A 13,166-nucleotide genomic window follows, 5' to 3' on the forward strand; every position below is an offset into this window, starting at 1 on the left:
TACCTCCAGCGGCAGCTTCGCCAGCGTTGACCCCTACGCGGGCGACCCGGCCAGCCCCGCCAGCCTCGCGCCGTACATGTACGCGTACAACCAGCCGACCGGGTTCACCGACCCGAGCGGGCGGTGTATCGATGAGCGCATTCCCGTTATCGGCGATGCCAACTGTCGTCTTGAAGCGGGGATTGGCGCAGGCCGTCTTGATGGCCAAGGCTTTGTTGACTACTCACGGAACATCGTCGAAGGCATGGGCCTTCCGGGTGCGCAAATTGCCGATGCCATCACTGGTGGTCATGAGACCGAGCGCATCCTCAGCGAAGGAGGGGTCGGCACCACGCTTGGGCGCGCCTTTACCGCCGCCACCTTCATGGGGGTTGGCGTCAAATACCCCGCTGCGGGCCTTGCCATGGGGAGCGCGAGCTGGGGGTCGAGCGCAGGAACCCTGCTGCGCAACCCCAACTCGGGGGAGGCGTGGGCCAACTTCGGCCTGAATAGCGCACTCATGCTGGCCGGTCTTCAGGGTGGGAAGATTAATCTTTCTATCCCAGGACCGCCAGCCCAGATCGCACAAAATGGGGCGCTTGCCTATGCCAACAGCACAATCGCAGTAAATATCCCTGCGACGGGGCTAGTGAGTGCAAATGCAGCAATAGCACTTCTGGCGTCGCCTATTGATGGTAAAGGATCTTCACAAGATTCATTAGATTCTTTTAAACAGCGATATAAAAAATTAGTTGCAGATAATCCTTCAGGTAACAATTGTTGGAATGCTACACTGAGAGCGCTAGGAATCCTTGGAAGAGAAGAACAGGATAGCGTATATTCATTGAAACAGATTCTACAAACCTTACAAAAAAATGGATATCAACCCACAGCAAACCCTCAGATTGGTGATGTTGCCATATTCCGTGATACTCATGGAAACCTAGTGCATGTTGGTATATATGAAGGCATTGGAGGTAAAAATATAGCTTATTATTTTGGTCATAACTTCTCAAAAAGAACTTTTGAATCTCCCGGAACTTACAGTATCATAGATATGATAAGCCAACGGAAAGGCGATATATTAGTACCTGAAAAAATAGATATCGGAGAATCTTTTGGATTAGATTTAATATGGTATTATACCAAAAGGTAAAGTATGGAAAATCTTAATTCTGAGAAGTATCTTCCGACACAATGGTCTTGGCTATATGTCGAATCATTCTATGCACACTGTGGGTGGACACCTACTGTTTCATTCTATCAAAATGAAGCAAGAATACGTTATAATATTATAGATCCATATAAATCTTCATGGATTGCACCTCTAAATGCTCATTTTAGAGGCGATAATACCAATAATATACCAATAGATTATCGTATTACATCGTTGTTGTATCAAGGACTTCTCAGGGAACGCGGAAGGAATAGAATATATGTTGAAGACATAACAATGGAAATAGGAGAAACATGGTGGTCAGGTTATACTAAAAGAGGAGGAGGTGATTATATAGGGGGAGTTTCTGAAATATATGATATAAGTCTGTTAAATTCTGATGGTGTTAGTAAAGTGATTGCTGGTAAGTTTGATAATAGTAGAAGTGCTATAATGTTATTGGTATCTTTATTATCTCGTTTCTTGTATAATTATGGAGGTATAGATTGCCATGCTTTCATTAAAGGTGAGTATATAATTATAAAGATTATTATGTGTCCATGTTGTATGAATTGTGATTTTTCTTGTAATATATTTACAGGTTTCATAAGCTCGATGTTTCAATGGTGGTGTAAATCCACATCATACGGAGCAGTATTACAAGCTAATTGGGAAGTTTGTCTTGATCCCATGAATGGTCATGACATCATATTCCAACCAAAACCTTAGAGCAAAATTTGACTACCGTACAGAACATGTGATCGGCTGCTGACGGGCGCGAACGAGTGTTTTTGGCAGGCGATGGGGCAGCGGGCGGCGATGACGCAGGCACGAGGCCAAGAAGCGAAGCCCCAACGAGAACAGGCTGAGGTCGCAGCGATCTGCACGAATACATTGATGGGATGCCCAATTTCGGCGGGCAGTCATCCCAAGATAGCCCCCCACAGATAGGCCAGTTCGGTGACGAACAGCAGCCGCGCCACGCGCTGGGATCGCCCAGATGCGAGCGGTCGATGCGAAAGCCCCGGCTCTTCTGGTCCGAAAAGAATGTTTCAATCTGCGCCCTGCGCCGATAGGTTGCCATAGCCCGATCAAGGTTGGAATGATTGGTTACGGGGTTCCGGGAACAATGGAACGAAACGTCCCATGAAGCGGAATTATGTAACCCGCCCTTCGGGTAGCCGTGCTGGGAAGCGTGCGTCTGCCCAGTAGCCCTTTTCTAGAACTTCACATAATCCACCGCGTTATCATCCAAGTTCTGCAAGTCATGCGCATACCGCATGGTCGTGCGCGGGTCCTTGTGGCGGGCCGCCGCCTGGGCCTGGGTGACGCTGGCCCCGCCCCGGATAGCCAGCGTGACGAAGCTATGGCGCAGCGAGTGCGGCGAGAGGCCCTGGGCCAGCGTCTGCTCCAGGCCCGCATTCGTGAAGCGCTCGGTTAGGATGAAGTACAGGCCCTGGTAGGACAGCGCGCCCTGCACCCCGAACGTCCGCACTTGGCCCGGCTCCAGCACACGCGGCCCACGCGCGCTCAGGCGGCGGAAGATCGGCCCGTCGGTGATGCCCGCCGCGTCCAGCCAGCGCCGCACGGTCGCCCAAGTTGCGGGGGTTAGTTTGATGATCTCGCGATCATTTTCCATTCCTTTTGTCAGGACGGCGGCCACCATGTGGCCATCTAGTGAATAGCAGTGTTCTATCCGAAGATCAATGATCTCGAAGCTACGCAATCCGGTACTGAGCATGAGGTGAATAAGCGCCTGGTCTCGTAGGTCTTTGAGGCTGGCCCCCTCACAGCTATCGACGAGCGCCCTGGCCTGAGCACGAGTGAGATACATCGTCTTGCTGCGCGCGCTCAGGCGCTCGCCGCCCACGTCCTCGCAGGGGTTGAGGCGGATGAGCTGGTAGCGCTGCAACCGCCGGAAGAGCTGCTTGAGCGGGGAGAGCCGCCGGTTCCACGAGCTGGGGGTCATGCCGAGGTCGTGGAGCACATGGTCGCGGTAGCGGTGGATGTCGGCCTCGGAGGTCTGCTGGAGCACCTGCATGGTGGCGTCCAGCCGGGCGCGGGCGGGCGTGGCCGGGCGCAGGGCGTCCAGGGCCACGGGGATCGTGACCTCGGGGCCGCAGCGCCAGGCCAGGAAGTGCTCCAGGTCGGCGCGGTAGGCCGCCTTGGTCTTGGCCGACTTGCCGCGCAAGATAACCTCGCTCACCAGGTCGGCCACGCTGCGCACCGGCAGGGGGGCCTCGGCCAGCGCGGCGGGCGCAGGGGCGAGCGGGGTGGGGGGCATGGGGTCACTCATGGGCGGGTCTCCTGACGGGCGGATGCTGCCGAGAGTATACCCCAAAATGAGGCGAGTGTCTAGAGATAAGCGATATTATCTCTAGTGATTTCATGCCCCAAAAGCCCCTTGTTTTGCCTCCTTTGGGGGCCTGCACCTGTATCCGTTCTCGTGTATTTGACCATTTTGCGGGGTTATGCAAAAACCCCGGTATGAGCGTACCCGATTCCCCGTCGGGCAGTTTCCGTTCCATTCCTCCCGAACCCCCAGATACCACATGGTGTCAAGGACTCCGCCGAAAAGGTTACTTTCCGGCGGAGTTTGCTGGCATTATGTTCTGTGGCGAATCAGGTTACGAATCGTTGCCACACCCAATGCCCGCGTTGCACCACCTCGCGCCGGGGAGATGATCAGCACGTGCGCCCGTGTCACCGCATGCGCCCAGCGAGCCTGGGGTTCATTGTGTGCGGCGACCAGGCGCGCCAGCATTGTGGTCGGCATGGCCTCGTCGAAAGACGCCGCAGCGCGTGGGTTGACCTGGCCGACCTGGTGAACTGGCCACGCATGCGTACCCATGCCGCGCTCCGGTGGCCGCAGCTGCTGGGGTTCTCAGAAAACGGAAAAAATCGTACGCTAAGGGGCATGACCGCACGGATGTTCGCTGCAACGTTTCGGGGCGCGCTGGAATATCCCGCATGCGGTGGCGAAGGCCCCCAAAGGCGCAACCCCAGAGGCTCATCGCTTTCGACTGCAAAGCTGATAGGAGCGCGTTTCGCACCCTCCCCGTTGGAATGCGCAACAGCGCCTACACGGTTTCGTTTATTGCAGGTTTTTGCACGTATTACGGCTGCCGTAGGCAGAGCGCCTAACCGAGTTCGATCTGTGGTGAGTAGTGGAACGAAAACACACGCTTTCACTTTTTTTCACAAGGTCTGCTCGGATGGAGCTGCGTCATCGTCTCACGGCGTCTCGCAGAACGTTTCTGCGAGACCGTCGGCCCGCATCATTTTCTGCACCGCTCTGGCCGTTACCGTCTCTCAAAACCGTCTCTTGAAACGTCCTTCTCACCATGCCCCACGCCGCATGCGTTTTGAGAGAACCCTCCAGGGGAGGCCGTATCGGTATGATTCGATATCGGTGTACACGATACCGCTTAACCGGACGTTTCGTTCCATTGCTCCCGCTGCCCCCCTACTCCATCGCGATCTGCGCCGCGATGCCCGCGATGCAGGCGTGGTCGAGCCGCTGCGTGTCGTCGAGGGCCAGGGGGACAGTGAGGCGCGCCCGCCAGCCGGGCCGGAGCGCCGCGAGCGCCGCCGCCAGCCAGACCGGGCAGGCCGTGCCCATCGCCCGCTCCAGCACCACGGTCGGCAGGGCAACGTGCGCCCGGTGCCGCCAGAACCGCAGGTGGTCTACTCCGATCACCAGCAGCACGCCCTGCCCACCCGCGTGGCAAATCCCGAGCGTCGCCGTCTCCTCCGCGACCTGGCACGCGCACGTCCACCCGACGGGTGGAACCGTGCGCTGGACCATCGCCACCGCGTGGCGCTGGAGCGCGAGCGCGGTGCGGGGCATCGCGGGGCCTCGATGCGGCAGCGGGAGCCGGTGCTACCGCCGCCCCTACTGGCCGCAGCCGCTGCACCTTCCGCGCCGTGCTCACTGTCACCCCGGCGGCCCGTGCGGCGGCGCACGAGAGTCATGACCTATGGAGGCAGCCGATAACCCGCTTATCGTTCTTGTGTGTCCAGCACCCGTAGCTGCTGCACCTTCCGCACGGTATTAATTGCCACCCCTGCCGCTCGTGCAGCGGCCCGCACCCCGAGGCCTTGGGCGAGCGCCGCCAGCACCCGCTGGCTGCTCGGTTTGGCCAGGAACACAGTGGCATCCTCGCCGCCGTGTGGGCGGCCCACGTGCGTGCCCTGGGCCGCTACGGCTCGCATGCCCGCCCGTGTGGCAGCGGCATGGGCGGCCTTCCGCGCAGCAGCAGTGCGCTCGGCGGCGATCTGGCGCTCAATTGGCGCTGGCTCCCCGGCCAACACCTCGCGCTCAATCTCCGTGAACGTCTTCGGAGGCATACGCCGGAGATCCCGCAGGACCGCCTTGAGATCGGGGAATGCGAAGTATTCGGTAAGGGTGCCAAGAGGATGCCGGTGCGCAGCGTAACGGTGCTTGAAGTACCACTCCACGTTGCCACGGTGCGGCCACGCATCGACGAGCGACACCGGCACATGCGCGCCCGTCACCCGTTGCAGCTCCAGCGCCACCTCCGCCATGCGCTCCGCGACCGGCCTCGTCGTCACGCCAATCTTGTGTATGACACCGGTGGGAAGGGTGATCTGGAACAGGTACAAGGTCGTGCTCAGGATGCGCCGCAGGTGCGCTCGATAGAGGCGCAGGTCCATGAGGTGCTCGTCGAGCAGCGCAGACTGGCGCGCATAATCGTTGGCCACGCCATCCTCTAGCTCGGCCAGGCGCGCCACGATGCGCGGCTCTTGTTCTGCACAGAACAGCTGGAGCGACAACTGACCGACGGGGATCTTGCCGCGCTTGGTCAGCTCATGCCGGTAGGTAAAACGGTTAAAGGTAGCGAGTCCCCGCTCCACCAGGTGCCCGACCTCAGGCATGGATATGCTGCCGCCTCCGCTGAAACGGCGCAGCATATCCAGCTCCTTGGCCGTCACATCCACGCCAAAAAACTGATAGAGCGGCAACGTCGGCACGCTGGAATCATCGCGGTTCGCGGCGCGGCACGTCTCACCGGCGTGCGCAAAGTGCGGCTGTTTGATCTGGCCCTTTTTGGCAATGAGCGGAGCACCACAGTAGGGGCAGCCCAGATCGGTTTTTCCGCGTACCACTGCATCAATCTCGACGAGCGCACCATCCGCTGCGAGGCCGTACGTGAGCCACATAGACCCCCCTTTTCGTGATACACCAAGAAACCGTATGATCGTCACTTTGAGGCTTGCAGCATGTTACGGGAAGTGTATCATAAAAAGGGGGTGGCGGGAGCTTTTCCTCCCATCGATGGCGTCTCCCGAAACCCCTACTACCACAGGCCCTGTACGCCGTTAGCAGCGTACATGATCCGACGGGGCAGGTGCGCCAAGCGCGGCGCGCAACGGCACGAGGTCGTTGTGCAGCGCCCCTAGTACTTTCGCTGCCCGCGCCCCGTACCTCAACCCCCAAAATTGATACTTAGCCCCCGTCCACGCCGCCGCCTGACTGCTATGCTGGTCTTCGATACAGCTGCACCGCTGGCCTGCCCAGCGCCAGGAGGAGGACCATGCCCCGAACTCACCGCGCCCCGCGCCCTGCCGCGCCCGAGCCGAGGCCCGCGCCGCGCCGCGCCGCCGTCGGCATCACCATCGCTGCCACCGCGCTCGCCCTCGCGGGGGTGGCCGCCCTGCTCCTGTGGGCCGCCCAGCAGCCCCAGGCCGCCGCCGTGGACACCCACCGCCCCCTGGGCGGGGTGATCTGCGCCCGCTGGCCCGCCTTTGCCTCCAAGCTCGGCTTCCAGCAGGGCACGGCGCTCATCTCGACCCGCGACACCGCCACGGTGGGGCTGCTCCTCACCGACCCGACCGCACCCGACCTCCAGGACTATCAGGAGCCAGGCGGCTCCTGGGCGCAGGCGGGCAACCTCGGCCCCTACGCCCTCGACGACACCGGCGCGATCTTCGTGGCCCCGGTGCCGCGCACCAGCCTCTCACTCAACCCGCCCGACAAGCAGACCATCCTCTACCGGGTGGACCCCGCCACCGGCGTGATGGCCCCCTGGGCCACTGTCCCCGCCGCGCTGCCGCCATCGCTTGAGAACCCCTACGGCCTGATGGGCCTCGCAGTGGACTGCGCCACCCACAGCCTCTACGCCAGTAGCCTGGCAGGCAGCACGCAGGCCCAGGAGGTCGGGCGGGTGGTGCGGATCGACCTCACCACCGGGCAGATCACCGCCCAGCTCGACGGGGTGGACGCCATCGGCCTGGGCGTGTTCGTCACCCCGCGTGGGCCACGCCTCTACCTCGGGCGGGCGCGCAGCGGGGCGGTGCAGTCGGTCCTGCTCGACCAGGCGGGGAACTTTGCCGGGCCGCTGCGCGACGATCTGGCCCTCGACGACGCGGTGGACGACGCCTACATGCGCGTGCGCCGCATCACCTGGCGCGCCGACGGCAGCGCGGTGCTCACCGCCATGCCCTTCACCTACTCGCTCGACAACGGCGACACGAGCCTCCAGCTCCTCGCCACCTACGACCCCGCCGCCGACCGCTGGCGGATCGTCGATGTCCACCGCGAGTAGGCCCGACCGATCACGCCGGTTTTGCATGCTCTTTATTATGTCATCTAGGAAACCTCATGAAACGACTGATCACCCTCCTGGCGGCCCTCGTGCTGGCCGCCTGCACCACCACCGCCGCCCCGCCCGCCGCGCCGACCGCGACCGAGCAGAGCATGGCTTTCGGTGGCCAGCTTGTCCGCACGCCCTACCCGCCCCCACCGGCGGCAGTACCGTTGATGACCGCACACCAGGCCCGTGTGCAGGCCGCCCTCGACGCGGGCGAGCCGGTGTTCCTGACCGGCCTCGACGACCATGCCGACCGCGCCCAGCGGCTCGCGGCCCAGGCCCCCGAGGTCGCCGCCCGCACCCACGACAAGCAGGGGCGGATGCTGCGCAGCGAGGTCTTCGGCGTCTATGCGCTCACCGGCTCCGAGATCACCGACGACGTGGCCGCCTGCCGCACCACCGCCTGCAACCAGGTGCAGATCTATATCTACCCGACGAATATCACGATGGTCGCCATCGTGGCCCCGGACAGCGGCCAGGTGCTGCGTGTGGACCAGCACAACGCCGCCCAGCCGCAGCGCGTCCCGGACGACCTCATCGCGATTGCCGACCAGCTGGCCATCACCAGCCCGCTCATGCGCCAGACCCTTGGGGTCTCGCCCACCTTGGACATGCTCTGGCACCCAAGCTACAAATCCGCGCTGCACGGCACCACCTGCGAGCGCTCCAAGCATCTCTGTCTGTCCGCGACGGTCGCCTGGGGGCGACAGGCCATGTGGGCCATTGTGGACCTGACCGACTATCGAGTGATCGGCATGGAGATCACGGAGCTGGGCGACAGTGGGCGGCACACCGTCTCCGAGAAGCGGCTCCAAAATGCGGTGGTCGAGCGCGACTTCTGCGACCGCGCCACCACCCACCGTGAGGGCGACTGGGCATGGACCGCGCAGCTCACCAACTCTGACGGCATCCGCATCTCCGACGTGCGCTGGCGCGGCGAGCTGGTGCTTGAATCCTACACCCTCGTCGATGTCCACATCACCTATAACGCGGGAAAGCAGTTTGGCTATGCCGATGCGGCGGGCTGCCCGCTGTTCTCCAGCGCCGTGGTCGTGGCCCGCGACGGCCCCGCCCTGAGCCACATCAGCGGGCGTGGGCATACGGGCATCCGCATCATGCAGGACTTCCTCCAGGACGGCTGGCCGTCCGCCTGCAACTATCGCTATAAGCAGGCCCTGGAGCTGTATGACGACGGCTCGTTCCGCCCGTTCTGGGGCAGTTGGGGGCGCGGCTGTGGGACGAATGGCACCTACCGCCCGGTCCTGCGGATCGCCCTGCCCCAGGGCCATCTGGCTGCATGGAACGGGAGTGGCTGGTCGCCCTGGGACACCGAGCGGTGGGCCAACCCCGATGGCCCCACCACCGCAGCCGGATCGGCCTTCCGATGGGGCACCATCCGCTCCACCTACGAGCTGCGCCCCAACCGCCGGGACGGCGCGGAGGAGCACGACGATCACGCCTTTGTCCTGGCCACGCAGAGCCGCCCCGGCGAGGGCGCGAGCGACCTCCCCACGCTCGGCGACTGCTGTCGCACTACCTATGAACAGGGGCCAGAGAGCTACCTGACGGGCGAGTCGCTCCAAAACGTGCCGATCACCCTCTGGTATGTACCCCAGGTCAACCTGAACCCCACGCAGTGCTGGGCCGACAGCGCCCTTGTGCAAGGGGTGATCGTGCCGGTGGTCAAGGCATGCTACGTCGGCCCGACCTTCCAGCGCCTCGCTCCCCTCGGAGGTGTGCGATGAGCCGCATACCCGCCTGGGCCGTGGGCCTCGCTCTCGTGGCCGCCCTGGCCGCTGTCCTTTGTAGCATCACCGCGCTGCGCCAGGCCGCCCACGCGCCCACGCTGCGCCCCTACGCCTACGATCTGCCCGACGGCTGGACCCCGCCGCCCGTGCCCGCTGGTTCTGTGCCCGTGACCGAGGCCTCGGTGGCACTGGGGCGGGCCTTGTTCTACGATACCAAGCTCACCAACGACGGCAAGACGACCTGCGCCACCTGCCATGAGCAGGCGCGGGCCTTCACCAACGGCAAACGCACCGGCGTGGATGCGAGCGGCCACGCGCTAGAACACAACACGATCAGCCTCGTCAACGCGGGCTACGCTTCGCTGTACACCTGGGCCGACCCCAGCATCACAACCATCGAGCAGGAGCTGGCCATGACCCCGCGCCCGCCCGAGGCCATGGACCGCCTGCGCGCCGACCCGGCCTATGGGCGCATGTTCGCCGAGGTCTTCCCCGGCCAGGCCGACCCGTTCACCTGGGCCAACACCGAGACCGCGCTGGGGGCCTTCGTGCGCACGCTCATCAGTGCCGACACGCCCTATGACCGCTTCGCGCGCGGCGACCGCACCGCGCTCTCCCCGCTCGCGCAGGAGGGCATGGGGCTGTTCTTCTCCAACAACCTGGCATGCTACACCTGCCACGTGGACGTACCGCGCCAGGCGGGGATGCCCACATGGGCGGCCCAGAGCCACCAGCACAACGGCGTCACTGCCGACGGCGCGACCATGCTCGTCCCCGCGCTGCGGAATGTGGCCGTGACCGGCCCCTACATGCACGATGGTCGCTTCAGCTCGCTGGAGCAGGTGGTGCGGATGTATGAACGGGGCGGGGACGAGGGCGCATCCAGCCCGCACAAGAACCCGGTCGTCTCGGGGTTTCTCCTCACCGACCACGAGCGCGCGGCGCTGATCGCGTTCCTGACCGAGGGCCTGACCGACCAGCGCCTCCTGACCGACCCCGCCTACGGGCCGCCGCCGATCGCCACGCCGGATCACTAGCACACAGCGGGGGTGCGAGCTGCTGCCCGCGCCCCCAGGAGCAACCCCATGCAGCCATCCCTCACCACCGCCGCCCTGGCCCTCGCGGCGCTCGCGCTCGCCGCCTGCACCGCCGCAGCGCCACCCACCACGGGTGACACCAGCTACTCCACACGCGGCCACGCCGAGGCGGGCGCGCTGCTGTTCGCCGACCACTGCGCCCCCTGCCACGCCACCACCGCCGAGGAGCGCGTCGGCCCCGGCCTGGCCGGTCTCTTCGCCCAGGGCGGCACCCTGCCCGACGGTCAGCCGCGCACGGAAACAAATGTTGCCGCGTGGCTGCTCACGGGCGGCAGCGGCCCGCGCGGCACCATGCCGCCGCAGGAGCTGGACGCGCAGCAGATCGCCGATATCATCGCCGACCTGCGCACGCTTTCCAATTCTGATATTCTCTTGAAATTTAAGCGTAATCCCATACAATAAATAAAAGATACCTCCATTTTCATGTTTCATGACAAGCAGGAGATAATGATGACACACCAAGAAAACATAAATGATCAGATGGAGCTTTTAAAGATACACCGCCGTACCATTGCAATATACCTCAAGCAACTTGCTATGCAGGGTCACGCTAATGCTAATATTGGTATTTTTCACAGTTTAGACGACACACGCAAAAGCATCTTGCGAATTAAATCAATTCTACGAAGTTGGGGTATATCAATCGACGACCATCCAGATGACATCGATCATCAATTATATGATGAGATTAGCACTGCGAATAATGCTACTATCAAAACACATAAACTAAACTTGCAAGAAAATATCAACACTAACCAAGAAGAAGTCAGAAAACAATTTCAAATTAAACAAGATAATGAAAGGATGCAACGCTTTCATGAACAGCGATTATCATTCGATCTTGTTCTGCGTAAATCGATGCCCGGAGCTTATGGATTTACAAAAGCTCAAGATAAGGCTACAATTAATAGAGTATTATCTAACCTCGCAACATATAATAAAGAATGTGGATTATGGTGGTATCAAGGACTAGGGCAAACTGTAGCACAACCATTTTATAGAATGGAAAACAACATCTGGCTTATTTGGTATTTAGAGTGTGATATTATAGATCTCTGGGCATTTAAGTATACTACACTAGAGAGACAGTTCATATTACTTCACCTTGCACCACGTCCACCCTTTGGCATCTACAAACTCAATGATAATGACAGAGTCAATGAAGAGGCAGGATATTTCAATGGCATATATATTTCCAGAGGAGAATTTGATGACGGGTTTGCTGTTATTGACGGGCAAGTATTAGAGGTAAACAATGCTGAAATACGTCGTCGTAATCTAAGAAATGATTTTATCTTTTTAGCTCCCGAATTAAGCATACTCAACAATCCGGAAAACGATATGACCGTACATGAAATATACAAATCATTATTAGATATTGGGCATATTTCTCCTGAAATTTTGGAACCGCTTCGATCACTAAAACGCGCACGCTGGATGTCTGCTTGGGATTGATGGCCTCTCACACATTCGCTCAGTTTACCACATTCCGATTTCCCACATAAAATAGTGAAACCTATTCAGGATAGATAACTTTCGCGCTATCCTACCATAACGAAAGTAGTGTGGTACGATAGCGCGAGACGCCGCCCACCCAAAGGACCACTATGGCCATGCACTGCTTTACGCTCACCCCCTATGACGGGGCTTGCTACACCGTCGTCTTTAGCCGCCTGCCGCGCAGCTCCGACCCCGATGCCACCGCCTACATGTTCGGCATCGCCAAATACGGCAAGACGGTCATCGTACTCAGCTTCATGGCCGATGATGCCGATCTGTACGCCTTTGACTGGCACTGGCGGCACGCCAACGGCATCCCCGACGCCAGAGACATGGCCCCCGTGGGGCGCTGCGTCTTCGCTGCCCTCATGGGCATCTCCGGCGTGCCGACCCCCAAAGGCTGGAACACCACCTGGCGCGACCAGCTCCCCAACGATACCCGGCAGGAGGCCTAGCCCATGCCCACCGCCACCGCAGGCCACACCCGCCTCTTCACGCTGGAGCCGGGCGACGGCACGAGCTACCGCGTGCTGTTCGGTCGCCTGCCGCCCGCCTCTGGCCAGGCCGCCTTCGTGCTCTTCGGCCTGGCCGAGGGCAGCGACGCGCTGATCACGCTGGTCATCCCCGACACCGACCGCCTCAGCCGCGAGCGCTTCGGCGCGCACTGGCAGACCGCCCGCGTCACGCACGCTCTGGGCGACGCCGACGACCTGGAGGACACCGCCTACGCCGTCTTCGCCGCGCTCGTGGGCATCCCCGACGTGCCGCCGCCGGGTGACTGGGAGCCGACCTGGCGCGAGCAGATCCCCGTCGCCGCGCTGGGGTAGGGACGTGGGCAAGCTGATCGCGCTAGCCCAGCCCGCATGTCGCATGAGCCAGCGCTGGGCGGCGAGCCGCACCGTATGGTGGAGAAAGGGACCAATTGATGGACGCTCAGACGGTCGGACAGGCCCACCTCTTTGCCATCAGCCCTGGCGATGGGTGCCTCTACCGCGTGCTCTTTGGCCGCCTCCCCGCCCACACCCCGGACACCCCAGCCTTCGTGCTCTTTGGCTTCGGCGAGGGTCCCCGC

The 13,166-nt window shown here is 61.2% G+C and carries 11 protein-coding genes; 8 read left to right on the forward strand and 3 right to left on the reverse strand.

Features of this window, described 5'->3' with window-relative positions; genetic code table 11:
• The first annotated feature begins 1,138 nt into the window (after window positions 1-1,138).
• Complete coding sequence (locus F8S13_26885; GenBank protein ID KAB8139730.1) at window positions 1,139-1,864, forward strand: hypothetical protein; 726 nt, start codon at window positions 1,139-1,141, stop codon at window positions 1,862-1,864.
• A gap of 490 nt (window positions 1,865-2,354) precedes the next feature.
• On the opposite strand, the gene F8S13_26890 is transcribed toward F8S13_26885, so the two are convergent.
• The 3 genes from F8S13_26890 to F8S13_26900 all read right to left on the reverse strand — a co-directional run bounded on the left by F8S13_26890 (window position 2,355) and on the right by F8S13_26900 (window position 6,319).
• Window positions 2,355-3,431, reverse strand: a complete 1,077-nt coding sequence (locus F8S13_26890) for a tyrosine-type recombinase/integrase (protein KAB8139731.1) — start codon at window positions 3,429-3,431, stop codon at window positions 2,355-2,357.
• A gap of 1,170 nt (window positions 3,432-4,601) precedes the next feature.
• The gene (locus tag F8S13_26895; protein ID KAB8139732.1) at window positions 4,602-4,835 is read right to left on the reverse strand and encodes a hypothetical protein; all 234 of its coding nucleotides are present in this window, start codon (window positions 4,833-4,835) and stop codon (window positions 4,602-4,604) included.
• Window positions 4,836-5,137: 302 nt separating this feature from the next.
• Window positions 5,138-6,319: a GIY-YIG nuclease family protein gene (locus F8S13_26900; GenBank protein ID KAB8139733.1), complete on the reverse strand. Its 1,182-nt coding sequence runs from the start codon at window positions 6,317-6,319 to the stop codon at window positions 5,138-5,140.
• A 374-nt stretch (window positions 6,320-6,693) separates the two neighbouring features.
• On the opposite strand from F8S13_26900, the gene F8S13_26905 reads away from it, so the two are divergent.
• The 7 genes from F8S13_26905 to F8S13_26935 all read left to right on the forward strand — a co-directional run bounded on the left by F8S13_26905 (window position 6,694) and on the right by F8S13_26935 (window position 12,921).
• The gene (locus F8S13_26905; GenBank protein KAB8139734.1) at window positions 6,694-7,704 is read left to right on the forward strand and encodes a hypothetical protein; all 1,011 of its coding nucleotides are present in this window, start codon (window positions 6,694-6,696) and stop codon (window positions 7,702-7,704) included.
• A 56-nt stretch (window positions 7,705-7,760) separates the two neighbouring features.
• A complete protein-coding gene (locus tag F8S13_26910) occupies window positions 7,761-9,494 on the forward strand; it encodes a hypothetical protein (protein ID KAB8139735.1) in 1,734 nt (577 codons plus the stop codon).
• Window positions 9,440-10,534: a cytochrome-c peroxidase gene (locus F8S13_26915; GenBank protein KAB8139736.1), complete on the forward strand. Its 1,095-nt coding sequence runs from the start codon at window positions 9,440-9,442 to the stop codon at window positions 10,532-10,534. The genes F8S13_26910 and F8S13_26915 overlap by 55 nt, the downstream gene beginning before the upstream one ends.
• Window positions 10,535-10,582: 48 nt before the next feature.
• Window positions 10,583-10,996: a cytochrome c gene (locus F8S13_26920; GenBank protein ID KAB8139737.1), complete on the forward strand. Its 414-nt coding sequence runs from the start codon at window positions 10,583-10,585 to the stop codon at window positions 10,994-10,996.
• A 48-nt stretch (window positions 10,997-11,044) separates the two neighbouring features.
• Window positions 11,045-12,049, forward strand: coding sequence for a hypothetical protein (locus F8S13_26925; protein KAB8139738.1), 1,005 nt, complete (start codon window positions 11,045-11,047; stop codon window positions 12,047-12,049).
• 152 nt (window positions 12,050-12,201) lie between these two features.
• A complete protein-coding gene (locus tag F8S13_26930; protein ID KAB8139739.1) occupies window positions 12,202-12,549 on the forward strand; it encodes a hypothetical protein in 348 nt (115 codons plus the stop codon).
• A gap of 3 nt (window positions 12,550-12,552) precedes the next feature.
• A complete protein-coding gene (locus F8S13_26935) occupies window positions 12,553-12,921 on the forward strand; it encodes a hypothetical protein (protein ID KAB8139740.1) in 369 nt (122 codons plus the stop codon).
• Window positions 12,922-13,166: the final 245 nt, after the last annotated feature.

The sequence above is a fragment of the Chloroflexia bacterium SDU3-3 genome, from assembly GCA_009268125.1.
Taxonomy (GTDB): domain Bacteria; phylum Chloroflexota; class Chloroflexia; order Chloroflexales; family Roseiflexaceae; genus SDU3-3.

What these genes read in the sequence shown, in the direction of transcription:
- F8S13_26885 (KAB8139730.1), top strand. Translation starts at nt 1,139, where the DNA reads ATGGAAAATCTTAATTCTGAGAAGTATCTTCCGACACAATGGTCTTGG.
- F8S13_26890 (KAB8139731.1), bottom strand. Translation starts at nt 3,431, where the DNA reads ATGAGTGACCCCATGCCCCCCACCCCGCTCGCCCCTGCGCCCGCCGCG.
- F8S13_26900 (KAB8139733.1), bottom strand. Translation starts at nt 6,319, where the DNA reads ATGTGGCTCACGTACGGCCTCGCAGCGGATGGTGCGCTCGTCGAGATT.
- F8S13_26905 (KAB8139734.1), top strand. Translation starts at nt 6,694, where the DNA reads ATGCCCCGAACTCACCGCGCCCCGCGCCCTGCCGCGCCCGAGCCGAGG.
- F8S13_26910 (KAB8139735.1), top strand. Translation starts at nt 7,761, where the DNA reads ATGAAACGACTGATCACCCTCCTGGCGGCCCTCGTGCTGGCCGCCTGC.
- F8S13_26915 (KAB8139736.1), top strand. Translation starts at nt 9,440, where the DNA reads ATGCTACGTCGGCCCGACCTTCCAGCGCCTCGCTCCCCTCGGAGGTGT.
- F8S13_26920 (KAB8139737.1), top strand. Translation starts at nt 10,583, where the DNA reads ATGCAGCCATCCCTCACCACCGCCGCCCTGGCCCTCGCGGCGCTCGCG.
- F8S13_26925 (KAB8139738.1), top strand. Translation starts at nt 11,045, where the DNA reads ATGACACACCAAGAAAACATAAATGATCAGATGGAGCTTTTAAAGATA.
- F8S13_26930 (KAB8139739.1), top strand. Translation starts at nt 12,202, where the DNA reads ATGGCCATGCACTGCTTTACGCTCACCCCCTATGACGGGGCTTGCTAC.
- F8S13_26935 (KAB8139740.1), top strand. Translation starts at nt 12,553, where the DNA reads ATGCCCACCGCCACCGCAGGCCACACCCGCCTCTTCACGCTGGAGCCG.